Annotated in this window: 25 protein-coding genes; 12 read left to right on the forward strand and 13 right to left on the reverse strand. The window is 40.4% G+C overall.

All coding sequences use genetic code 11. From position 1 onward, the window contains the following. Positions 1-77: 77 nt before the first annotated feature. The 3 genes from ACO6S2_RS07360 to ACO6S2_RS07370 all read right to left on the reverse strand — a co-directional run bounded on the left by ACO6S2_RS07360 (position 78) and on the right by ACO6S2_RS07370 (position 1,838). The gene (locus ACO6S2_RS07360; RefSeq protein WP_422361850.1) at positions 78-680 is read right to left on the reverse strand and encodes a superoxide dismutase; all 603 of its coding nucleotides are present in this window, start codon (positions 678-680) and stop codon (positions 78-80) included. A gap of 142 nt (positions 681-822) precedes the next feature. After that, positions 823-1,281 carry a nucleoside deaminase gene (locus ACO6S2_RS07365; RefSeq protein ID WP_422361851.1) on the reverse strand — a complete coding sequence of 153 codons (459 nt, stop codon included), beginning with the start codon at positions 1,279-1,281 and terminating at the stop codon, positions 823-825. Continuing rightward, positions 1,278-1,838 carry a hypothetical protein gene (locus ACO6S2_RS07370; RefSeq protein WP_422361852.1) on the reverse strand — a complete coding sequence of 187 codons (561 nt, stop codon included), beginning with the start codon at positions 1,836-1,838 and terminating at the stop codon, positions 1,278-1,280. The genes ACO6S2_RS07365 and ACO6S2_RS07370 overlap by 4 nt, the downstream gene beginning before the upstream one ends. 114 nt (positions 1,839-1,952) lie before the next feature. Here ACO6S2_RS07370 and aspS point away from each other — a divergent pair, with 114 nt between their 5' ends. From aspS to ACO6S2_RS07395, 5 genes are all read left to right on the forward strand, one after another. After that, on the forward strand, positions 1,953-3,707 hold the full coding sequence (gene aspS / locus ACO6S2_RS07375) for an aspartate--tRNA ligase (protein ID WP_422361853.1): 1,755 nt from the start codon (positions 1,953-1,955) through the stop codon (positions 3,705-3,707). 4 nt (positions 3,708-3,711) lie between these two features. Then, positions 3,712-4,824, forward strand: coding sequence for a BamA/TamA family outer membrane protein (locus ACO6S2_RS07380; RefSeq protein WP_422361854.1), 1,113 nt, complete (start codon positions 3,712-3,714; stop codon positions 4,822-4,824). Positions 4,825-4,899: 75 nt separating this feature from the next. Next, a complete protein-coding gene (locus ACO6S2_RS07385; RefSeq protein ID WP_422361855.1) occupies positions 4,900-5,259 on the forward strand; it encodes a response regulator in 360 nt (119 codons plus the stop codon). A 9-nt stretch (positions 5,260-5,268) separates the two neighbouring features. Then, positions 5,269-5,661 carry a DUF2721 domain-containing protein gene (locus ACO6S2_RS07390; RefSeq protein WP_422361856.1) on the forward strand — a complete coding sequence of 131 codons (393 nt, stop codon included), beginning with the start codon at positions 5,269-5,271 and terminating at the stop codon, positions 5,659-5,661. A gap of 4 nt (positions 5,662-5,665) precedes the next feature. Further along, positions 5,666-6,502 (forward strand): SGNH/GDSL hydrolase family protein, encoded by an 837-nt coding sequence (locus ACO6S2_RS07395; protein WP_422361857.1) that lies wholly within the window; start codon positions 5,666-5,668, stop codon positions 6,500-6,502. Here the strand turns inward: ACO6S2_RS07395 and ACO6S2_RS07400 are convergent. Then, on the reverse strand, positions 6,499-6,963 hold the full coding sequence (locus ACO6S2_RS07400; protein WP_422361858.1) for a hypothetical protein: 465 nt from the start codon (positions 6,961-6,963) through the stop codon (positions 6,499-6,501). The two genes, ACO6S2_RS07395 and ACO6S2_RS07400, sit on opposite strands and share 4 nt — an antisense overlap. Before the next feature lie 166 nt (positions 6,964-7,129). Between ACO6S2_RS07400 and ACO6S2_RS07405 the strand changes: the two genes are divergently transcribed. Continuing rightward, positions 7,130-7,522 (forward strand): acyl-CoA thioesterase, encoded by a 393-nt coding sequence (locus ACO6S2_RS07405; RefSeq protein WP_422361859.1) that lies wholly within the window; start codon positions 7,130-7,132, stop codon positions 7,520-7,522. A 12-nt stretch (positions 7,523-7,534) separates the two neighbouring features. On the opposite strand, the gene ACO6S2_RS07410 is transcribed toward ACO6S2_RS07405, so the two are convergent. Further along, on the reverse strand, positions 7,535-8,110 hold the full coding sequence (locus tag ACO6S2_RS07410) for a PhnA domain-containing protein (protein WP_422361860.1): 576 nt from the start codon (positions 8,108-8,110) through the stop codon (positions 7,535-7,537). A gap of 7 nt (positions 8,111-8,117) precedes the next feature. Next, on the reverse strand, positions 8,118-9,185 hold the full coding sequence (locus tag ACO6S2_RS07415) for a VOC family protein (RefSeq protein ID WP_422361861.1): 1,068 nt from the start codon (positions 9,183-9,185) through the stop codon (positions 8,118-8,120). A gap of 179 nt (positions 9,186-9,364) precedes the next feature. Between ACO6S2_RS07415 and ACO6S2_RS07420 the strand changes: the two genes are divergently transcribed. From ACO6S2_RS07420 to ACO6S2_RS07430, 3 genes are all read left to right on the forward strand, one after another. Continuing rightward, positions 9,365-9,814, forward strand: coding sequence for a hypothetical protein (locus ACO6S2_RS07420; protein WP_422361862.1), 450 nt, complete (start codon positions 9,365-9,367; stop codon positions 9,812-9,814). Between the two features lie 6 nt (positions 9,815-9,820). Continuing rightward, complete coding sequence (locus tag ACO6S2_RS07425) at positions 9,821-10,249, forward strand: hypothetical protein (RefSeq protein WP_422361863.1); 429 nt, start codon at positions 9,821-9,823, stop codon at positions 10,247-10,249. A gap of 155 nt (positions 10,250-10,404) precedes the next feature. After that, positions 10,405-12,312, forward strand: coding sequence for a peptidase M61 (locus ACO6S2_RS07430; protein ID WP_422361864.1), 1,908 nt, complete (start codon positions 10,405-10,407; stop codon positions 12,310-12,312). A 45-nt stretch (positions 12,313-12,357) separates the two neighbouring features. Here the strand turns inward: ACO6S2_RS07430 and ACO6S2_RS07435 are convergent, their stop codons facing one another. Further along, positions 12,358-13,908 carry an OmpA family protein gene (locus ACO6S2_RS07435; protein WP_422361865.1) on the reverse strand — a complete coding sequence of 517 codons (1,551 nt, stop codon included), beginning with the start codon at positions 13,906-13,908 and terminating at the stop codon, positions 12,358-12,360. Between the two features lie 228 nt (positions 13,909-14,136). Beyond that, on the reverse strand, positions 14,137-15,453 hold the full coding sequence (locus ACO6S2_RS07440; RefSeq protein ID WP_422361866.1) for a serine hydrolase domain-containing protein: 1,317 nt from the start codon (positions 15,451-15,453) through the stop codon (positions 14,137-14,139). 168 nt (positions 15,454-15,621) lie between these two features. Here ACO6S2_RS07440 and rpsT point away from each other — a divergent pair, with 168 nt between their 5' ends. The 3 genes from rpsT to ACO6S2_RS07455 all read left to right on the forward strand — a co-directional run bounded on the left by rpsT (position 15,622) and on the right by ACO6S2_RS07455 (position 17,274). Then, complete coding sequence (rpsT, locus tag ACO6S2_RS07445; protein WP_318172766.1) at positions 15,622-15,873, forward strand: 30S ribosomal protein S20; 252 nt, start codon at positions 15,622-15,624, stop codon at positions 15,871-15,873. A 118-nt stretch (positions 15,874-15,991) separates the two neighbouring features. Continuing rightward, entirely contained in the window at positions 15,992-16,687 is a 696-nt protein-coding gene (gene radC, locus ACO6S2_RS07450; RefSeq protein WP_422361867.1) for a RadC family protein, read from the forward strand. Then, positions 16,687-17,274 carry a DUF1684 domain-containing protein gene (locus ACO6S2_RS07455; RefSeq protein WP_422361868.1) on the forward strand — a complete coding sequence of 196 codons (588 nt, stop codon included), beginning with the start codon at positions 16,687-16,689 and terminating at the stop codon, positions 17,272-17,274. The genes radC and ACO6S2_RS07455 overlap by 1 nt, the downstream gene beginning before the upstream one ends. 4 nt (positions 17,275-17,278) lie before the next feature. On the opposite strand, the gene hutI is transcribed toward ACO6S2_RS07455, so the two are convergent. The 5 genes from hutI to arsS form a co-directional block, all read right to left on the reverse strand. Beyond that, the gene (gene hutI, locus ACO6S2_RS07460) at positions 17,279-18,499 is read right to left on the reverse strand and encodes an imidazolonepropionase (RefSeq protein ID WP_422361869.1); all 1,221 of its coding nucleotides are present in this window, start codon (positions 18,497-18,499) and stop codon (positions 17,279-17,281) included. A 19-nt stretch (positions 18,500-18,518) separates the two neighbouring features. Beyond that, positions 18,519-21,212 carry a tetratricopeptide repeat protein gene (locus ACO6S2_RS07465; protein WP_422361870.1) on the reverse strand — a complete coding sequence of 898 codons (2,694 nt, stop codon included), beginning with the start codon at positions 21,210-21,212 and terminating at the stop codon, positions 18,519-18,521. Positions 21,213-21,216: 4 nt separating this feature from the next. Continuing rightward, positions 21,217-21,504 carry an Asp-tRNA(Asn)/Glu-tRNA(Gln) amidotransferase subunit GatC gene (gene gatC, locus ACO6S2_RS07470; RefSeq protein WP_422361871.1) on the reverse strand — a complete coding sequence of 96 codons (288 nt, stop codon included), beginning with the start codon at positions 21,502-21,504 and terminating at the stop codon, positions 21,217-21,219. Between the two features lie 92 nt (positions 21,505-21,596). Beyond that, the gene (gene arsM, locus ACO6S2_RS07475) at positions 21,597-22,565 is read right to left on the reverse strand and encodes an arsenosugar biosynthesis arsenite methyltransferase ArsM (protein ID WP_422361872.1); all 969 of its coding nucleotides are present in this window, start codon (positions 22,563-22,565) and stop codon (positions 21,597-21,599) included. A gap of 115 nt (positions 22,566-22,680) precedes the next feature. Then, entirely contained in the window at positions 22,681-23,730 is a 1,050-nt protein-coding gene (gene arsS, locus ACO6S2_RS07480) for an arsenosugar biosynthesis radical SAM (seleno)protein ArsS (protein WP_422361873.1), read from the reverse strand. Positions 23,731-23,743: the final 13 nt, after the last annotated feature.

Consider the following 23,743-nt stretch of genomic DNA (forward strand, 5'->3'; position numbering starts at 1 on the left):
CTCTTGTGAGGTATAAAAAAAGCCATCCCGATTATTATCGAGATGGCTTTGTACTTTAGTTATGAAGTACTCTTCAGTTATTTCGCGGCAGCGAAACGCTTGTTCACTTCTTCCCAGTTGATCACATTAAAAAATGCGTTGATATAATCAGGACGCCTGTTTTGGTAGTTTAGGTAGTAAGCATGCTCCCAAACATCAAGACCCAGGATCGGAGTGCCTCCACATCCAACACCCGGCATCAATGGATTGTCTTGGTTAGCAGAAGAGCAAACTTCTAATTTGCCATCTTTTACGCAAAGCCAAGCCCATCCAGAACCGAATCTAGTCGCACCTGCTTTAGCGAAAGCGTCTTTGAAAGCATCAAACGAGCCGAATGCCTCGTCGATCGCACCAGCGATGTCGCCAGTAGGATTGCCGCCGCCGTTAGGGCTCATCACAGTCCAAAACAAAGAGTGATTGAAATGTCCGCCGCCGTTGTTTCTTACTGCAGGTACATCTGAATGCTCCGCACAAAGTGCTTCGATAGACTTGCCTTCCATTTCAGTACCGGCAATCGCTCCATTCAAATTAGTTACGTACGCATTGTGGTGCTTTCCGTGGTGGATTTCCATTGTACGCTTGTCGATATGTGGTTCCAATGCATCGTGTGCATAGGGTAATGATGGTAATTCAAATGCCATGATAAATCTATGTTTATGTTTAAAAAATTCTTAAGAGTAAAGTTAATTGTAAATCTAAAATAAACGGAATCAAATGATCATTCTATTCTATGCCGATATAGAATGATTGTATGATCTGACGAAACCTTAAGGTTAATAAAGGTTAGGCTCCTTTTTCGCGCATACGCTTAAAAAAGTCAGTGACCAAAGTACTGCATTCATTAGCCAAGATACCTTTGGTGATTTTTGCTTTTGGGTGAGTGGCATTTGGAGCCAAATGAGAATACCCTCTTTTTTCATCACTTGCGCCGTAAATAACTTCATCGAGCTGAGACCAGTAAGTAGCTCCTGCGCACATGGTGCATGGTTCTAAAGTAACATACAATTTGCATCCTGATAGATACTTGGTACCAAGGTAGTTTTCGGCAGCTGTGATCGCTAATATTTCTGCATGGGCTGTTACATCGTTGAGCTTTTCTACCTGATTATATGCACGAGAAATAATTTTGTTTTCACATACCACAACAGCACCCACAGGCACCTCATTTTCTTCGAATGCATATTGTGCCTGTTTGAGGGCTTCTTTCATGAATGCCTCATCGCTATGAAGTCCCGGAATCATTTTTTCTTATTAATGAATTCAACGCTATCCATGATGTCGGCCAATTGTGGTTGCCATTCGGCTTGCAGCTGCAAAGGACTGGTAAAATTGAATACCCATGAATGTTTACCTACTATCATATACTGAATGTAGGTGTATTTTTTGACAGCACTTTGTGACCTAAATGACTGCGTATTGCTATCCGCTTTTACGGTAGATACAAACTCGAAATACGCTGTTTTTTTACCATTTACTTCTTTCACCCCTTGACTAATCATTTCAATCTCGTCGTAAAAATTGTAAATGTTCGATTTTTGAAAGCTGACCATGATTTCCAAATCATCGGCGCTCCATTGAGTTACTGATTTGTTTACCCCAAGGTCAATAGTAACTGATGGATTGGTATAAATGGCTACTGGCCTTTTGGTTGAGAAATACCTACTCGCTATTTCATCGTCAGTCATAAGCCTGAACTGATCCGGGATCATCATAGTAATCTCTTCGGTAACGTTGACTTTTGTCAGGTTTTCAGTCAGAAAAGTTGAAAAGAATAAACTGAGAAATAAAAAGACACCCATGATTTTGCGAATTTTTTAAAGCTAGTGAAAAATCAAAATTAAACTACCTTGTGATGAAGCCCAAAACAAGACAATGATTAAATTTGCGCCTTCATTTTTTATAATACGAATATTATGCTGAGAACGCAGACTTGTGGCGAATTGAGATTGGCGGACGCCGGAAAAGAAGTGACCCTATGTGGATGGGTACAAAAAGTACGTGATAAAGGAGGAATGGTTTGGATCGACCTCCGTGATCGATATGGTATTACTCAGTTGATATTCGAAGAGGGGCAAACACCAACTGAATTAGTGGAGAAGGCAAAGACTGTAGGTCGTGAGTTTGTTCTTAAGGCGACAGGTGAAGTAGCAGAACGTTATGCCAAAAATGATAAGATCCCTACGGGAGAAATAGAAATAAAAGTGAGTGATTTGGAAGTGTTGAATGCTTCTAAGGTGCCTCCATTTATTATCGACAATGATACCGACGGCGGCGAAGAGCTAAGAATGAAATATCGTTATCTTGATCTTCGAAGAGATGAGGTAAGAGACAAATTAATGCTTCGTCATAAAATGCTTCAGGCCACCCGATCTTACTTGTCGGAACAAAACTTCATGGAGGTTGAGACCCCAGTACTCATCAAGTCTACCCCTGAAGGGGCTAGAGATTTTGTGGTTCCGTCTAGAGTGAACAAAGGTGAGTTTTATGCATTGCCTCAGTCTCCACAGACCTTCAAACAATTGTTGATGGTCTCTGGTTTTGATAGATACTTTCAAATTGTAAAATGTTTCCGAGATGAGGACCTGAGAGCTGATCGTCAGCCAGAATTTACTCAGATAGACTGTGAGATGTCTTTCGTAACTCAGGAGGATATATTGAATACTTTCGAAGGATTGACTCGTCATTTGTTCAAGCAAGCATTGGACGTAGAAGTAGGTGAGTTTGTACACATGCAATACGACGATGCCATGAGGTTGTATGGGTCTGACAAGCCGGATGTAAGATTTGGAATGCCTTTCGTAGAATTGAATGATGTCGCTCAGAACAAAGGTTTTAACGTGTTTGATCAGGCAGAGCTTGTTGTTGGAATATGTGCTGAAGGATGCGCATCCTGGACACGTAAGCAACTGGATGGTTTGACGGATTTCGTTAAGAGACCACAAGTTGGAGCCAAAGGCTTGGTCTATGTGAAATGTAATGAAGACGGGTCATTCAAGTCATCTGTAGATAAGTTTTACTCGCAAGAGGACTTGAAAGCTTGGGCTGAAAAAGCTAAGGCTAAACCTGGTGATTTGATCTTGGTATTGTCTGGAGACCTGAATGCTACTAGAAAACAAATGTGTGAGCTAAGGTTGCACATGGGTGATTTGTTGGAGCTGAAGGATCCAATGAACTTCAAACCACTATGGGTATTGGACTTTCCGTTATTGGAGTGGGATGAAGAATCAGAAAGATATCATGCGATGCATCACCCATTTACTTCACCAAAGCCCGACGAAATTCCATTATTGGATACTGATCCTGGTAAGGTTCACGCCAATGCCTACGATTTGGTAATCAACGGCGTGGAGATAGGAGGGGGTTCTATCAGAATTCACGATAGAGAAACACAGGCAATGATGTTTAAGCATCTAGGCTTTTCTGATGAGGAGGCAAGAGAGCAATTTGGCTTCTTGATGGATGCTTTTGAATATGGAGCGCCACCACATGGAGGAATTGCCTTTGGATTTGATAGATTATGCTCTATGTTTGGAGGCTCAGATTCTATCAGAGATTTTATAGCCTTCCCTAAAAATACTTCTGCGCGCGATGTAATGATAGAATCACCTTCTCCAATTGCTAAGGATCAGTTGGATGAGTTGGGACTTGATTTGTTGCCTGCTGAATAACTAGATGAAATTAAACCTGATTTATTGCTTTTTTCTGGTGTGTTCGTTCTTAAGTGTACGAGCACAGGAGCAAGACTCTGTCCGTCAAGACTCTGTCCAAGAAAAGCGAGTCAAATTCGCTATTTATCCAGCACTAGGATATTCTCCAGAAACCAAGGTGAATATTGGTACCATCGCCTTTTTTGTTTTTAATACAAAATCCAAGAATCCGGATTTCCACAGACCCTCGAGTATTACTCCATACATAGTTTTTACTACCAACAAACAGGTTTTAGTTAAGTCAGATTTTGACTTGTTTTTTGGGAATGGTATGAACTTGAACATGGAAGCCAGAGTGTTTGACTTTCCCGATAATTATTACGGGATAGGCAGTGATACGGACCCTGAGATTGTAGAAAAATATACGGATCGCTATGTAGGCATGAGCGGCACCTTGTTGAAACCAGTCACTTCACAATGGTTCGGTGGTGTTCGATTTGATTTTCAGTACAACAACATTACCAATTTAATAGACTCAGGCCTGCTGGTAACGGAGGTTCCTGTAGGTATAGAAGGTGGGAGGAATATGGGAATTGGACCTGCTTTTAGGAATGATACCCGAAATAGCACACTATGGCCTACTCACGGCCGGTTTATAAACGCAAGAGCAGCTTTCTATGGAAAAGCTTTTGGTGGAGAATATAACTACGGTAGTTTCCTTCTAGATTATAGGCAATACTTCGAGTTTTTGGGTCCCAAAAGTGTATTGGCAATACAGTTCAGAATGAATATGACGTCGGGCGATGATATACCTTTTTATAAACTTCCTAAAATGGGTGGAGGAGGAAGACTAAGGGGTATAGAGCATCGAAATTTATATAGAGACAGACAACTAATGTATTTTCAGGTTGAAGCCAGACAAGAGTTGTTTTGGCGATTTGGAGGAGTGATTTTTGCAGGAGTGGGAGAGGTCTTTGATAGTTTTAGTGATTTTGAAATAAATAAGCTAAGAGCTGTTTATGGACTTGGAGGACGTTTTAGAGCCTTAAAGGATGAAAAAATGAATTTCCGAATGGATGTCGGCTTTACCGATAATGGACAATATGCGTTTTATTTGTCTGTTCGTGAGGCCTTTTGATATGCGTCCCGTATTGTTGTAATAATTTTGTATTTTGCATAACCAGTTAAGGAAAAAGAGAAAGAACGATTAATTATGGCAGATAAGATCAAGTTGCTATATGTGGATGATGAAGCAGCTAACCTAAATGTTTTCAGAATTGCCTTCAAAAGAAGGTACAATGTCACTACATGCGAAAGTGCGGCTGAAGGGCTCAAGCTGATGGAAGATGAAAAGTTTGATGTCATCATATCTGACCACCGTATGCCGGAAATGACGGGAGTGGAGCTGCTCGAAAAAGTAGGAGAACTTTACCCTGACATGACGAGAATCATCATTTCTGAATATGTAAATGATGAGATCATTCGGAACGCAATCAAAAAATTTGGTTTTACAGGTAGTGTTGGTAAGCCATGGGATGCGGATGAGCTGGTGGCCCTTATTGAGAAAAAATAAACTCTTCTTTTGCAATTAGAAATTTCTACACCGGCCCTTTTATTTCCGGCGATTACGCTGTTGTTGCTAGCCTATACCAATAGATTTTTGGCATTAGCCACACTTATCAGAAATTTACATGCGAAATATCAGCAAGCCGAGACTCAGCATGTGCTTGTTGGGCAAATAAGGAACCTCAGAGTACGACTAAATATGGTTCGTCGGATGCAAGCGTTTGGCGTTCTAAGTTTTCTACTTACAGTAGCTTGTATGTTTGCGTTGTTTCAGGAAGGTTTTGTCTTGGCCAATTATTTATTCGGAGGTAGTCTGATTTCATTGATTACCTCACTCATCTTTTCATTGATAGAAATTCAGATGTCAACCAAGGCACTCAATATTGAGTTGAGTGATATGGAAAGTTGATGACATGAGTGCGAGATATATTATCGGATCTATTTTGACTATTCCATTGTTGCCAATGCTCTATCTGCATGGAAGAAAGGTTAAAAATACCATTCCCGATCTGCCGGAAGCTATTGATCCAGTAGGGGTTAGTGGTTTATCAACTAACCGTAAATTAAGGGTATTGGTGCTGGGAGAAAGTACAATGGCTGGCGTTGGGGTGGAGACGCATAAAGAAGGATTTGCAGGCACATTGGCTAATGAGTTAGCAGCCAACATGAATCTAGGTGTTCAGTGGAAGGTTCAGGCGAAGAGCGGGATCACAATGGCCCGGATTTCCAGTGAACTATTATCTGATTTGGATGAATATGATTGGGATTTGGTGGTGGTTGGCATTGGGGGGAATGATGCATTTAAGCTCAATAACCCCTGGCGCTGGAAAGCTCAAGCACGATTTCTTATTCATGAATTAAAGCTTAAGTTTGATGATACACCGGTGGTTTTTACGAATATGCCACCTATTAGAGAGTTTCCCGCATTTACTCCTCTTATGAAATGGGCCATTGGAAATCTGGTAGAAATATTGGGAGAGGCTTTAGCTGTTGTAGTGGCTGAGTTCGAGAAGGTTTATTATTCTTCGGAGGTAATAAGTATTGAAAGCTGGTCCAGAAAGTACAATCTATCCAATAATCTGTCTCTTTACTTTAGTGATGGAGTTCATCCGTCAAAATTGACCTATCAAACATTAGCTAAGCAATTGGTTGAATTTATTCAAGAGAAGGAAATTTTAGAATTTGAAAAAAATAACAAACAACCAATAAAGGAGGAGGTTCATACAATAGAACGTTCTAGAAGGCTCTAATCTGTCAAAACAACATTTTCTTGGTAGAAGGAAATGATGTCTTCAGCATCTTTAATTTTATATAACACATCCTCGAACTCTACTGTATTTTGGTGTCTGATATTGAGTGCAATTTTCAGCACTAGTTCCAGATCGCTTTTGGCTTGTTCCTCGGTGACGAGCTTCTTTTTTAGTGCTTTCAAAACATATTTATTAGTTTTTTTCACCGAATAGTAAATGGGCGGTTTTTGTATGAATTTGGTTGTGGTGCCGGAAACTTTGCTTGTTTCTTCATAGATGTAGTACTCTTTCAAAAGCTGCATCATATTCGTGAATGGCGGGCCGAAACGGTGAGGAGAAAGGGATTCGATATAAGCCTCGTCAAGCTCCATTTCCTGATATTGGAATTCAAAAACTTGTGACTGAGCCAGTGAAGTTGAATAATTGATAAAAACGAGTAGTGAAATAAACAATAATCTCATAGTCTATGGTTGATGATTAAAATTCAAAAGGTTGCAATTAGTTGAGAGATTTAGCAAAAATTAAGATAATGAAATCCTATGATTTAAATTGCGATCAACGAGTAATTCTTAGGCCAGTGAGCTTTTGGATTTGTGATTGAACATAACATGTGAAGATTAGAATATTATGAAGTTTCATACAAGAAAGTGGGTAAAGCCAGAAGATTTAAACCCAAATCAAACTTTGTTTGGAGGAAAATTACTGGCCTGGATTGATGAAGAAGCGGCGCTATATGGAGCGATTCAATTAGAGAATCAAAAGGTAGTGACAAAGTTCATGTCAGAGATAAATTTTCTAAGTTCAGCTCGGCAGGGAGATATAGTAGAGATTGGTATAGAACCTACCAAGTTTGGAAGGACTTCGTTAGAATTGAACTGCGAGGTAAGAAACAAAATGACCCGAGAGAAGATTATTACAGTAGAAAGAATTGTGCTCGTAAATATTGGTGCAGACGGTAAACCCTCACCTCACGGAAAAACTGAGGTGGAATATGTAAAGGATCGTTTGTCTGAAAGTTGATCCATTTCTACATTATTTTTTGACAAACCTGGTCAGTATTACAATTTGCTGACCATTAACTTTCCCTTCAATGTGCTCCGGATTGTCATGAACTAATGAAATATTGCGCACCGCAGTGCCTCGTTTGGCTGTGAAGTTGGCTCCTTTTACGTTCAGGTCTTTTATGAGTACCACGCTGTCACCAGCTTCGAGAATTGCTCCGTTACTATCCTTGTGTATGATCTTGTCTTCTTCACTTTCATCTTCACCTGTTGCCTTGGCCCATGAGAGGGTGTCGAGATCCAAGTAAAGCATATCTAGGAGATCTTGTGGCCAGCCTTCTTCTTTCATTCGGGTGAGCATCCGCCAAGATAGAACCTGCACTGCAGGATTAGAATTCCACATGCTGTCGTTGAGGCATCGCCAATGATTGGTGTCATTCTCAACTGTTCCATCAATTTGCGACTGGCAGACTTGGCATAAATAGGCACATTCATCAGCGTGGTCGCCAGATTTAGGAGCTACTATATAAAGTGATAAATTATTAGTTGCACTGCACAACTCGCATTTAGACTCGCTTCTTTCCCGAAGTTCTTTTTCGATACTCATGAACGTGTCAGTCGAATTTTTTCCTTTTTGTAATGGCCATAGCCTTCAAGATAAAACCAGGTAGGGGTTTGTGTGGATCTCGATTTTTGAGTTTAATACTCCAATTGATTTTTTTAATCAAAGGTACTTTATGAGTTTCTACGAATTCAACCAGCGTGCCGTCGTTGTCTTCTATATAGCCCCAGTGACCGTTAGCATCTCCCATATCGAAATGTTCAGAACTTAGTACTTGAAACGGATAGTTCTTTTCTTTACATTCCTCTACCAGCGCATTCATGTTTCTAATATCAAAACATAAATGAATGAATCCGATATCTCCCCAGAATCTACCTTCGAATAGTTTTTTTGGTGTACGGTCTAGTGCTTGAATGAGCTCAATTTGTCCATCGCCGAGTAGGGGATAAAACCCTCCTGTTCGATCTTTGATGTGAGTAAGTAATACTCTTCTGAATTTTCCTTCTCCGTTGTTGAGACCTTTGAGATCGTCGAATGTTCCAGTTTTATCGTATATCACTTGGTCATATCCGAGAATGTCAGCGTACAGTTTTAATGATTGGTCAATATCTGATACACCTAAGGTAGCTCCGCAAATACCCCCTACATCAAATTTTGATTTTTTGAGCCATGAGTCAAATTCTTTAATATGAAGAATGTTATCCCAAGGGTCTTTAATATAGAATCCTTTGGATCCGTCTGGTTCCTCATTTATTTCTGTGCAGATTGTTACTCCTTTGGTTTTCAGCCTGTCGTAGCTTTTCTGAATGTTTTGTGATTTAACTTTGGCTACATTGATACCCAAATCGCCAAGTTGAACAGGTTCTTCAATGGTGAGTGGTTTGCGACCAGTGTGTTGCCAGATTTCGTAACCGCTACCCCCTTGGGCATTCATGGCCAGGATGGCTCTTTTAGCGCGTGGTTGACCACCCATATATTTAGCCATAAAAGTGGCTTCATTATCATCGTCAAAAATGCACAAATCTGCCCCAAGGGTTTTAGCATACCACTCAAATCCCTTTTCAGCATCATCTACGCCAACGCCAATTTGCTGAATCCCATATATTAATTTACCATCCATGCTTATCGCATTAATAATTCACAAAAATAGAACCAGCAAATTAGGTAAAAATTCTGGATCAACTCATGCACTTCTCAGTCTAAATGTGTAGTAGTGAGGTAATAATTTTGATACTTTTTTTTCATCGTTTACTTTAGCCTGATCTAATCCAAAGTATTTTTCACATTAAAATCATAATTATGAAATCTTATTGGATTAGTCTCCTCTTACTCCCTGTCATATTGGGTTGTCAACCAAAGGTCGAGCAATCAAAGAAGAAACCCCTTGAAGGGACATGGGAGTTGATTGCTGTAATCAATAAAGAAAATGGGGAAACCTTTAACACGTATGTGGAAGGCCGCCGTATGATAAAAATCATCACGCCCACGCACTTTTCATTTGTCAATCACGATTTGAATCAGGGAAAAGACTCCACAGCATTTTTTGCCGCGGGTGCAGGCCGCTATAAGCTAGAAGGCGACAACTATCAAGAGCAGCTTGAGTTTTGCACTGCACGAGGCTGGGAAGGCCATGTGTTTGATTTTAAGGTTCAAATTAAAGGTGATACTTTAATTCAGCAGGGGGTTGAGAAGTCAGAAGAACTTGGCGTAGATCGTTATATTCTAGAGACCTATGTTCGTCAACCTTAGAATACAATGAATTTTAGCGTACCCCAAAAGGTTATTATCTTTAGGGGTACACCACTTGACACCAACTTAATGCCTAGAGTAAGCACTTTAACAGCGCAAGACCAAACCATAGTTTTTACTGACCTGACACAGGTGAGTGCCGAGGAAGCGCCAGCCATTATGGACGAAGCAGCTAATGTTATCTCCCAACACCCTCCAAAATCTGTTATGTCTTTAGTAGATATGACAGACATGCGATTCAACAAAGTGGTAATTGCTAAAGTCACGGAAATAGCCAGAATTAATGAGCCATATGTAAAATTGACGGCGATTGTTGGGCTGAATTCAGTAGCTAAGCTTATAGCAAAGTCTGTGATTAAATTAACAGGGCGAAATACTGGCCTTTTTGATAATAGGGATGATGCCAAAGAATGGTTGCTCTCTGATCAAGATTGAATACTAAGCCAAACAAGGAGTTTTTTTGACCTTGAGATAGCATCATTTGACCAATGGTGTAATAAATCGACCAGTTAGGATACTTGTCATAGGTGACTGGCCAATTGGATGGTTATGTTTAAGTATCAATAAAGAAAAACTCAAAATAAACTCAAATGAAAAAAATACTACTATTGGTGATGGTCATGTCCTATGGACTTGTGTCGCCGGCTTTAGCTCAAGATCAGTATGTGTATACACTGGATCTTACCGTTGTAAAGGACGATAAAGTACAGGTCGTTCTTACGCCGCCAAAAATCAAAGAATCAGAAACCACTTTTTACATGCCTAAGATTATACCAGGCACCTATGCTGTACAGGATTATGGAAGATTTGTAGAAAATTTTAAGGCCTACGATAAAAAAGGAAGAGAACTTACAGTAGAAAAGCCCTCGGTGAACTCCTGGAAAATATCTAAAGCCAATAAACTCGCTAAGGTGTCTTATTGGGTGAAAGATTCCTATGATAATGACGTAGATGGGCCAGCTATATTTGAGCCGGCAGGAACAAACATTGAGGAAGGGAAGAACTTTGTTATTAACTCGGGAGGCTTTTTCGGTTATTTCGAAAACATGACACGAAAGCCCTTTAAGTTCAATGTGATCCGAGATTCAAAAATGTACGGTTCTACAGGGTTGATTGCTTTGAGCACTGGCCAGCCGATGGAGACTAGCCTTGATATAAGCGAGGTCAAAGTAGCAGACAGTCAGGCTGAAGTGGATACTTATCTGACGGAAAGCTATGACCATTTGATAGATAACCCACTGATGTACTGCGAGCCAGACACCAGTATTGTGAATGTAGCAGGTGCAGAGGTGCTCATCTCCACTTATTCCCCAGGGAAAGTGGTGAAATCTGAGGAAGTGCGTGGTGCTATTGAGCAGATCCTAATGTCACAAAAGGAGTACTTGGGAGGCGAATTGCCTGTTGATAAATATGCCTTCATCTGTTATTTCACAGAAAGGCCTGTGCGGTCTGTAGGAGCTTTAGAGCATTCCTATTCTTCTTTGTATTCTATGCAAAATCAGCCGATGGAGTCAATGATTGGTATGTTTAATCGATTCGCCGCTCATGAATTTTTTCATATCGTAACTCCTTTGAATATACATTCCGAAGAAATTCACCAGTTCGATTTCAATGAGCCAAAAATGTCTAAGCATTTATGGCTTTACGAGGGGATCACTGAGTTTTTTGCTGGCAACGTTCAAGTAAAATATGATCTCATGACAGCGGATCAATATTTACAAACTTTACAAGGCAAGATGGTTAGCGCCACAACTAGATATAATGACTCTCTGGCATTTACTGATTTGAGTAAGTATACTTTGGATAAGTATCCGGATCAATATGGAAATGTTTATGAAAAAGGTGCCTTGATCGGCGTTTGTTTGGACCTAAAACTAAGAAGTCTCTCGGATGGTCAGTATGGAGTGCAGCAAATGATGTTTGATTTGTCTGAGAAATTTGGAAAGGATCAAGCCTTTAATGACGAAGATTTGTTCAATATTATTACTGAGATGACCTATCCAGAAATAGGAGATTTTTTCAAGACCTATGTAGAAGGAACTACGCCATTGGACTATGAAGAGTTTTTTGCCCTGGCTGGTGTAAACTATGCTTCTTCCGAAACGAGAAGGGAAATGAGTATGGGATTGACCCAAGGATCTTATGGCTATAACCCTGAAACAAGTCGTGTTTTTATAGCCAATGCAGAAGGTTTAAATGCTTTTGGAAAAGCTTTTGGATTAAAAAATGGCGATGTATTAGTGGGTATTAATGGAAAAGAGATACCTTTGAGTGGTATCGGGGCATTTTTTCAGAACGTTAGAGAAGAAATGGAAGTGGGAAATCAGATGACCTATACCGTGATGAGGCAAGGAGAAGATGGCTCAGAATCTAAAGTTGATTTGAGCGCCGAGATAGTTGAAATTGATGTAGAGTATACACATATACTTTCATTGAGTGAAGAACCTACCGAATCACAATTAGCTGTCAGAAATGGCTGGCTATCCAAAGACGAATAACCTCAATTTACCATAAGCACTGAACTTCATAGTTCGGTGCTTTTTTTATTTGTTGATTTTGTGAACTGTGAACTCTACTCTACGATTCAATTTTCGAGTTTCAGCACTTGCGTTGCTGGCGATTGGTTTCATGCCACCAAAACCTTTACCTGAGATTCTTTTTTTACTCACTCCCTGTGCGATTAGATAATCCATCACTGTTTGCACTCTCTCTTCGCTTAGCGCTACATTCAATGAGGCTTTACCTTGATTGTCGGTATGGCCAGATAAGAAAATAGAAACATCAGGATTGTACTTCATCATCTCCACCACAAGGTCTAACTCTTTTTCCGACCCGGCAATAAGAATGGCTTTGCCTTGTTCGAAAAGTACATGGTCTAGGGTTACAGTATTACCTTCTATTATGGGCTCAAGGCTAAAGTTTATTGGTTCGTTGTTCAGTAGTGCTGCATCTGTTACTACGTTCTCAGCAGAGAGATATCTGAAAGCTTTCACTTTTACGATATAATTGTTCCCCTCATCTACAGTAAGGTTAAAAGCTCCCTGTGAGTTGGTTAATGTTTTGAATTCCTGATTTGTTGGTTCTGTCGTTACATAGATCTCGGCACCTATGATGGTTTCATCGGTTTTCTTGTCTTTTACAAGTCCACTTATCGCAATGATTTTTTCCTCCTCTACAACATCCACTGCTTGAACCGTATCAGCTATGGTTTCAATAGGAGCGATTTCAGGAGCTATTTTCACTTTTTTGATGTCTCCATAGCCGTCACTATTTTGAGTGCTAGAGAGGTAAGCATATTCATCTTCTAATAGGAAGGTGAATGAGCTTTCTCTGCCTTTTGTATTCACCTTCTGACCAAGATTTTTCGGTTCACTCCAGTTCTGCCAGGTGTCATCTAGTCTGGTACTCATTAAAACATCAAAGCTTCCTTCTCCTTCATGGCCATTAGAAGAAAAGAAAAGTGTCTTGTTGTCAGCAGCTAAGAAAGGAGTGATTTCTTGATTTTGGGTATTGATGGCTGAGCCTAAGTTTTTTGGACTGGTCCATGAACCGTCTGCTTTCATACGAGATATGTAAATGTCTTCCACACCATAATTGCCAAAAGATTCCATGCCGAAAAGGATGTGTCTTCCATCAGGTGAAACACTGGCACTCAGTTCTTTGGATTTGGAGTTCAAATAAGGGATGCTGAATGGTTTTGGAGTTGACCATCGACCGCCATTGTTGTGGGATACACTTAATTGGTTTTCATTACTGATCAACATTGATCGACCAGCATTTATAAACCCAATGATCTGATTACTTTGTTTGTTATTAATCTCTTTCAGATTATAGGCGGGAGTCCATTCTCCATTCGTATTTTTTTCACTGACCCAAATGTCCCCTTGATCTTTGCTGCCTCCCAAATTTTGAGAGTGGTTCTTTCTGGTGAAATAAAGGTTCTGGCCATCGGGGCTTAATACCACATTCAACTCGTCAGAAGTACTGTTAGTAATCGAATCAATAGAAATTTGTTCGGAGTAAATTTCTACCTGTCCGAAGGAATTAACACTGATTAAAAGAAAAAGAAAAAAAAGCGTGTTTTTGATATTCATACTGCTGGATAATTCAGACGGTAAATTTGAGGTGCTTCACTATTAATTGCAACTAGCATATTTTGATGATTTAGCATATTATATAATGTAATTAATAATAATTTGCATTAATCATAGTATTATTTTAATAAATATGATTATATTTATATTTTATTGAACCAATCGAATCATAAAATATAACCAGGTGTATATGGAATGAAATGATCTCGGGAACCTGCCCCGGGGCTTTCATTCTTTTTCTTCTTCCAACAAACCATATACCAAATCGTGAATTCTAGGCCTTATATTTAGCTGATAGATTTTTCTATTGGTTCTGGAAGGATAAACTCTATTAGCTAGAAATACGAATAAAAGTTGATTATCTGGGTCTGCCCAGACCAATGTGCCCGTATAGCCTGAATGCCCATAGCTGTTTGCACTTGCCAATTTGGCTACACTGCTCTTGATACTGTCGTATTCAATCAGAGGTTTGTCAAACCCCAAGCCTCTGCGATTGTCTTTTTCGCAGTATTGGCACCTTGTAAATTCCTTAATTGTTTCAGGTTTGAGGTATTGATTTCCATTGTAGGTGCCTCCATTGAGAAGCATTTGATAGACTTTGGCCAAATCCCCAGCATTACTGAATAATCCTGCATTGCCAGAAATGCCCAACATGACGGCAGCCCCTTCATCATGTACTACGCCATGAAGTTTGCTCATCCTAAAGAATGTATCTATCTCAGAAGGTACAATTTGACTTAAGTTATATTTTTTCAGAGGGTCAAATCCCAAACTATTCGCTTCCAATGGCTTGTAAAAGTTGTTCGCTAGATATTGCTCGAAAGGAACACCGGATAGGCGTTCTATGAGATCAGGGAAGAGATAAAAAGCCAACCCTGAATACACATAACCCTCTTCATTGTACAAGTCAGATTTTTTAATCATTTTAAAAATTTTGTCTTCTCTGAAGTTCTTATGCAAGAAAAGGTCTGACCCTGGAATTCTATAAGGAAATGTTTCTGAAGAGTCCGCTGATATGGTTTTTCGTTTATATTTTCCATTTCTACGTTGAGATTCCGAATAATAAGGAATCCAATTTTTCATTCTGGATTGATGAGCCAGGACCTTTCGAATGCTCAGGTCGTCCTTATTTGATTTAGCCAAAAAAGGAAAATAGTATCCCATGGTTTGATGTAAATCAAATTGGCCTTCTTCATACAGTTTCATCAGTGCAAGCGTGCTCGCTGTTATTTTGGTGATAGAGGCTAGATCATATAAATCTAAATTCCGCACCTTTTGTACGCTGTCGTATGTATGAAAGCCAAAGGATTCATAGTAAAACACCTGACCTGCTTTGGCCAAAAGAATTTGGCATCCTGGAAATGCCCCTGAATCCAGCGCTTCGGTAATGATCGAATCAATGCCTGAATATAGCTTTACTGAATCTATGTTGACTTTGTGTGGTGAGACATAGCTCAACGTATCCATTTTGGATTGTTGCGCTATCAATCCAAATGGTACAATAAGGGAAAGGACAAACGAAAATAGGATGCACTTCAGTCGCATGAGATATTGTAGGATATTCTATCAAAAATTAACTAGAGCATAATTACAGTAAAATGGACTCATTTACCTAGCAAAAGCTTTCTTAATTTATTTAGTAAATTGTATTTGCTTTTATACATAATAGCTCTAAATTTGCAGTCCGAAAAAAAGAATATAACATTTTAGAGAATGGCGAATCATAAATCGGCTTTAAAGAGAATAAGATCAAACGAGGCTAAAAGGCTAAGAAACAGGTATCAGCATAAAACTACTAGAACTTTCATCAAGAGATTGAAAGATTCTACGAACAAAGCTGAGGCTGAAGAACTATTGAAAAAAGTAGTTGGGATGATCGATAAGTTGGCTAAAAACAACATCATCCACAAAAACAAAGCGGCTAACCAAAAGTCAAAATTGACTAAGTTGGTAGCTTCTCTATAAGCCAGAGTCTCTTATTAAGATATAGATCGCTCCCTTTTTCAAGGGAGCTTTTTTTGTTTAAGCCCTTCTCGTTTTAACCTCTTTTTCCTACTTTCGGCCTAGCACCAACAGAATCTCTATGTACAGTTCAGAAAATCTGTCCATCAAGCAGTGGGCAGAGGAAGACAGACCTAGAGAAAAATTAATTATAAAAGGGAAGGCATCACTTTCTGAAGCAGAATTGATTGCCATCCTGATAGGATCAGGTACTCCGAAAATCTCGGCAGTGGATCTGGCTAAGACTATTTTGGCAGCCGCAAGGAACGATTTGAATGAATTGGCCAAGCTCTCACTGACTGATTTGAAAAAATTCAACGGCATAGGCGAAGCCAAAGCTATTGCCATCATCAGTGCGCTAGAACTAGGGCGGAGGAGAAAAGAGGCTGAGTTTGTGAAAAAGCCGAAAGTTACTTCTTCGTTAGACGCTTACCAATACCTAAAGCCAAGCCTTATGGATTTGGATCATGAACAATTTTGGGTATTATACCTGAACCGAGCCAATCAAATCATAAAACCCGAAATGATCAGCGCAGGAGGCGTGTCAGGAACAGTCGTGGATGCCAAGCTTGTGTTTAAGAAAGCCTTGGATGTCTTGGCCTCAAATGTGATACTGGCTCATAATCACCCCTCAGGCAATATTCAGCCTAGCACTCAAGACATTCAGTTGACAAAAAAAATCAAAGCGGCTGGTCAAACTTTGGATATTCCCGTCTTGGATCATATTATTTTCACGGATGACAAGTATTTTAGCTTCGCGGATGAATCTATGATATAATGAGAAGCAGAATCTATTTTTTGATAGGCTGGTTGTTGGTTTTGGTGACTTGTGAACCAAAACAAAAATCTTTGTCCTATGAGGAATTTATAGCCAACGACCGAAAGGAAACGCACGAGTTTATGAATAATTCTGAGGACTCACCGTTTGCAGGAATAGATACCACCATTCGGCTTAACTACTATCCTCCGAACGAGAAATTCAAAGTGATTGCAGAAATAGAAAGAATATCGGATGGAGGTCAATTGACCTTGGGTACTTCCGACGGAGTGCCCAGAGTTTATAACAAGCACGCTTTTTTGAATTTTGAACTAGACCAGCACCGGCAACGATTGTTGGTGTTGAAAGGAGAGGAGAATGATGGCCTTTTCCTGGCTTTTGCAGATTTGACCAATGACAAAACCACTTATGGTGGCGGTCGGTATATCAATCTTAACTTCTCAGATCAGGCCGAAAAAATTACCCTTGATTTTAATCTAGCCTACAATCCCTATTGCGAATACAATGCTGAATATTCCTGTCCATTACCACCATTAGAAAACTATTTGAAAGTGGCTGTTGAAGCAGGAGAGAAGTTGTATAAGTAATATATTAGACCACTCTTATGCCACCTTTCCAAACGCCATCGGGTTTGATTTTGCCCTGCTGATAAAATATCTCTCGGTGATCATTGACTGGGAATGAAATCAAGTCGGCGATTTGTCCTGCTTTGATTCTTCCACGATCTGACAGGTTCAGTGCTTTGGCTGCCCTAAAAGTGATGCTAGCAACGCATTCTGGAATCGATAGTTTTTCAGCCGCACCCATAAGAGCAGTTTGGATCAATAAATCGCCCATAGGTGCAGAGCCAGGATTCCAATCCGTGGCGATAGCCAAACAACAACCAGCATCCAGAAGTTTTCTAGCTGGAGAGTAGTGCATGCCCAAGCCAAGAGAGGCACCGGGTAATACCGTGGCCACGGTTTCTGAATTTGCTAATAATTTTACGTCTTCGTCTGAAGTAGCCTCCAAGTGATCGGCACTTGCCGCACCTGCTTCCACAGCTACTTGGGTACCACCAGATGTAAACTGATCGGCATGAACGGTGATTTCAAAGCCGGCCTCCTTGGCTTGTGTCAAGTATTTCGCAGATAGTTTAGTGTCGAAGGCCCCATCTTCCGTGAAGATATCAATGCGGTTAGTAAGGTTTTTCTCTTTCAATATTGGGAAGAGGTTTTCCACAATATGATCCAGATATTTCTCGTGGTTGTCAAATTCCTTGGGGCAAACGTGAGCTGCCAGGCAAGTCGAAATTAGGTCAGCCGGTACCAGGTGATTGGCAGATTGAATCGCCTGAAGCATTTTGATTTCCTCATCTACAGAAAGTCCGTAGCCACTCTTCACTTCTATCGTGGTCACTCCTTCTTCCAAATGTCTTTTGGCTCTAGCCTTAACCAAATCTGTTAGGTCCGCTTCAGACGCAGCTCTGGTTTTATTTACTGAGTCATGAATACCACCACCGTTTTTCAAGATTTCCTGATAAGTTTTGCCTGCTACACGTTGCGCATAGTCACCAGCTCTGGAGCCACCAAAACAAATGTGGGTATGGCTATCAATCAATCCGGCCATCAGAATATGATCACCTTTGATTAACTCAGTTTGATCTGCTTTCGCCTTGAGGCTTTTGAATTCTCCCACCTCAATGATTTGGTCGTCTTCAATTAGTACGCCTCCTTTTTCTATCAGACCAAGGGAGTCTTCAGCAAGTGCTCCTTTCAGCGGAGCTTCTGCCATGGTGATGATTTCTTTGAAAGGGCCTATCAGTCGTTTCATGGGTTTGTTGTTTTGGGTGTTACCAGTCTTGGTCTAATTGGGCTTGGGCTTGCTCTTTTTTAACCTCGAAGGCTATTTCATACGCTTGGTAATCTTCTTCAGGAAGAATGTCGATCAATTTGATCAAGGCATCATCCGCGAAATCAATAAGTCCTGTGGCCAAACAATGCTCGATGTACGCTTTTATCAGGACCTCAGAATACTCATTGATTGTAATGGCTTCTCTCAAGACTTGATAAGACATTTCTTCGTCTTTATCTGTTTCCTTAAAATAATCAGAAGCAGCGAGAACACCTTCTTCAAAAAATGGGTTCTCTAGTCCAATGCGTTCAAATAGCAACCTTTGGTCGGCAGTAGCTATTTTGGCCTGTGTCAGCATTTCTTTCTCTCGAGTGAATGAATAACTGTTCCAAGAGACTTTGTTTTGCTGCATCGCATCAAATAGTTTTGTCCATTCGGCAGCCATTGTGGGATTGATCGAGTCGTTGGAGGTGCTTTCTTTGCTCAATAAAAACAAAGCTAGGGATTGATCGCCAAGTCTGTGATACGCTAGTGATAAGTCCGCGGAGACATTCGGATAAAGAGTTTCACGGGCAGCTTCGAGATATTTGGAGGCTAATAGCGGGGCATCTAGCTCCAGACACCATTTGCCTAGTAGTGCATTCCATTTTCCAGACTCATCTTCGTAAACCTCTTTCAGTTGAAAAATGATCTCAATTGCTTTAGCTACTTGTCCATTTTGATAGAGGTTAAGCGCCTTGACAATGTTGAGTTCTTTTCTGAATGCAGCATTATCTGGTGCATCAAGGAACGGATCTACGAGCTGAAGGAATTCTGGCAATTGATTCTGATTGCAGTATAGTCCTAGATTTTTTAGATAACTATAGGTAAATAGATTGAGTGAGATAGAGGGGGGCTGAGTGATAAATGTGAGACTCGAAGTGTCTTTATTGATCAATTGATTGGCGAGTGAGTTACTTTGCAAGTCGAATCGTTCTAAATTTTTACTTTCATCTAGCTTGATTGGCCACCCATGCAAGCTGGCTACGGCTTTTCTATTGGCATCCACTACGGCCTGTTTCCAAGTACCAGGAGTGCTGTTTTCTAAGTAATAAATGGCAGAGTCTATCACGTTAGTTTTGTTGTAGAGTAACGCAATGTTATTTTGTATTGCCCAGTTGTTGGGAAATTCTTTCAATCCATCCTGGTAGGTAAACAGGGCATCAAAAAATCGACTGTTGTTTTCATACTCTCTTCCCAGTGAAGCAAATGCATAACTTGTCGGTGCACTTTTAATTGCATTTTTGAGATACTTCAATCGTAAGATTGGTTCGTCCTCTAGCTGCGCCAGCTGGTAATTTCCATGGTGGTTGTATGCGTTTTTGGATACGCTTTCTTTGTAATAGTATTTGGCCGTCGACTCATTTTCTAATGTCAAATTCAAATCACCCAGGCCATTATAATACCCAGCCATTCCCAGGTAAAAACTACCGAAATGTGAGCGAAAGAAAAGCGCGGCAACAATGATCAAACCTGCAATTCGTGCCGAGATATAAGGAAAATTGTCCTCGATATACGCAAATTGATGAACAGGAAGGTTCTGTTGAAGTTGAGTGATGAAATTGAATATGATGTATAGGAAGAACATCAGTCCAAACCCAATGTGACTATACAGAATCATGCTTTGCATAGAAGCAATAAAAGCGTCATTGCCATGGTAAGATTGGTAGGCAAATGTTATGAATGTGATAAGTCCCAAAATCAGGTACAAAAATGCTGTGTAAGGGTAATGAGGTAAGAACCTGGAGTATAGATTTTCCCTTGATTTGATACCCCAAATGCCTAAAATTGACGATAAGGCTATTAGAGCAAATTCATTGAGATAGTATATGTCCCAATCCAGATAGTTTACTCTATACAAATAGAGAATAACAATGTTGAGTAGATAGACTGTACTCAGTATGATGAAATGTTTGGTGTTGTTGGATGAGGACTTTACATACGGGGTGGTTAAGGAAAGTATGGCATAGATGATTTCATGCCCGATGGTCAGGATGAATGTCACACAAATCAGTGAGGCTGGTAGGTAGGAGAACCTAGTCAAAAAAAGAAGTGGAGTCTCGTAAGTACTGCCAAAATGAATAACGAGAAGAACTAATGCCATTAGTCCAGAAAAGGCCAAAAACCTCCAGCCCATTCCAATATTTTCGTTGATTGTATTGAAATAGTAGGACAATGGAACGAATAAAAGAAGTACAATGATGATCGCAGTTTGATTGTAAATGTCAAAGAAGCCAACATTGCCAATGCCACTCAGTACTACCAGTAATATCCAAAGCCCTACACCAATGTAGTACCAAAACTTCTCCAGATAGGTCGAAATCGTTAAGCACCCGATCAAACAAGTGTACAACAAAATGAGATAGGTATAGCTGAGATAATTGGGTAAAGCTTTTGATCCTCCAAACACTTTTTGAAAGATCAAGGGCAGATCTGTCGTGATCGTACTTTCTATAAATTCAGAATGATTGGAAAATACAGGAAAGGATAGGTTTTCTATATAGCCGGTCAGCTTCCAATAATAAAATGGGCTGAGACCTCCCCACTGAATGGCTAAAAAAGCAGCGCTAAAAAAAAGAAGAAGGGAGGTTAATAGGATAAAAGTGAGTTTGAATGGAGCATTCCATTCGTTCCAGAAAGCAAATTTGTTCATAGGATTACTTGAGTACCTTCGGTACGATGAAATGACCTTGGTCGCTCTCAGGAGCATTTTTCATAGCCTCGTCACCTGAAAAATAATTATCAGCCTTGTCTTCCCTTAAATGGATAGGCTCTTCATTAACATTGCCCAGAGGTTTAACATTAGAAGTGTCCACTTCTTCCAGTTTTTCCACCCAATCCAGGATGTCACCCAGATCTTCACTCATCTTCTCTTGTTCTTTTTCTGAAAGCTCAAGTCTCGACAAATGAGCCAATTTCTGAACGGTCTTTTTATCTATTGCCATTTGATTCTTCAATAAGCCTCAAATTTAACAAAAGATGTGTGTTGGAAGACTAGTCCTGAGAACAAAAAGGCATCTGCTGATGATAAACAACATTAGCAACAACCTCCACCGTCGTAGAAAAAGGTAGATTCTGTGATGTGGATATCGTCTCTGCTCAAATCAGCTAATGCACTCGCTGTTTTATCACAAACAGCCAGCGGTTGATTTTGCATCAAAACATGACCTTTTTTGTCATCTAGATATTTTTCATTTCCAAAGTAAATGGCCGCCTTGCCGGTAAATACACAGGGGCCGTCTTCAGGCATAGGGTCTTTGATGGCGCAGACTTCTAAACTTTCTATGATAATATTTTCCTTGATATCGTAATGATTAGGAGATAAAATGCGATAAGGCCTTTTGGCTCGAACCTCTATGGTCCCAAAACCAACATCCGTTAGCATTTTGATGTAATCCTTCATAGGGATGGAGCCGCTGAGGCACAGAGCTCTGAGTTTCTCATCTTCTTTCAAATGCTCCGGCATCACCTGATCACAAATCGGGTCAGACATGACTAATCGACCATGAGGCTTCAATACTCGATACATTTCCTGTAGTGCCTTATTCAATTCATCTGCCTTGAAAATATTGAAAAGGCAATTTTGCGCTGCAACATCAATAGACTTGTCTGTTACTGGCAGGTCCAAAGCATCTCCTTTTTTTAGATCCACAAACTCACTTTTGAACCAATCGTTTTCCGCTTCGGCTTGTTCGAAGTTTTGTCTGGAAGCGTTGAGCATTTCGTCGACCACATCCACTCCGGTGACCCCACCTTCTTTCCTGCTGAAGTAAGAGAACTGAAGCAGCTCCATGCCACCACCTACTCCTACATAGAGAATGTTTGGGTTGTTGACCAAATCTCTAGGGTGGACGGTAGTGCCACAGCCGTAGTTCATTTCTTGCATGATTTTCGGCATGCTTAGTCCTGGTAATTGCCAGATCGGAGAGGTGGTGCAGCAGAGTCCGACATCAGGAGTGAGTGCTGCGGCTTTGTATACGTCTTTTGTGGTTTCTAAATAGGACATTTATTGTATTGATTTTACTCGTCAAAAATACAGCGTCATTGCCCCGGCGTGTCTGGGCAATCTGCAATTTCCTGGCAGATTCCCTGAATAAATCAGGCAATGACGGTGGTTTGTTCTAGGTTGTGGTCCCCCCACAACTAGACCCCGCACCGGCCGTACAGCCATAACAGTGATTGTTCAGGATAATTTCTCGTTTTGTTAGCAAGTCAACATCAAAATCTCGAATGTGGTTCGGTGCTTTGTCATTTAATTTCAGGTCGAGCATCTGATTGAAATCACAATCATAGAGATAGCCATCCCAGCCTATTGAAATCGTGTTTCTGCACATCACGCCGTCGACCGCCGAAGGATTGAAGGCGTCAATCAATTTTTGCATGTAGTCCTCATAATTTTCGGACGCAACCAGGTAATCTAAAAATCTCGAAATAGGTAAGTTGGTTATCGCATACAATTCATTGAATTCAATGTCGTAGCTATCTTTCAGCTTTCGCTTAAATTCTAATTCTAATCCTGATTGGTCGGCAGGAAGAAAGGCGCCAGACGGGTTGTAAACCAAGTTTAGTTTTAGCTCTGAGTCCATCATTCCATAGCCAAGATGATTTAGCATTTTCAAAGCCTCGATCGACTTTTCGAACACGCCATCGCCTCGCTGTGCATTAGTTCTGCGAGCGGAAAAATGTGGAAGGGAAGATACTACCTCAACTTTATGTTTTTTGAAAAATTCTGGAAGGTCGTTGTATTTTTTATTGGCTAGGATGATGGTCAGGTTGCAACGTACGATGATATGTTTATCTCGCTTTGAGAGCTCCTCTACAAACCACCTGAAATCAGGATTCATCTCCGGTGCACCGCCGGTCAAATCCACAGTGGATATATCTGATTGATCGAGCGCATCTAGGCACAGTTGCATGGTTTCTCGAGTCATAATCTCCTTGCGGTCCGGTCCAGCATCCACATGGCAGTGCTTACACACCTGATTGCACATCTTGCCCAGATTCACCTGGAAGATGTCTGTACCCGTCGGTTTGAAAGGGGATTTGCCAAGCACCTCCAACTGATCCGAAAAGCTGGTTTGCTCTAACTCTTCTAGAATGGCAATTTGCTTATCCGTGTGGCTCAGCTGATGGTCTTGACCTTGCAGTGATATTTTTCGCTCTTTTAGCATCAATTTTGAATTT

It is taken from the genome of Reichenbachiella sp. (assembly GCF_965233835.1).
Classification (GTDB): domain Bacteria; phylum Bacteroidota; class Bacteroidia; order Cytophagales; family Cyclobacteriaceae; genus Reichenbachiella.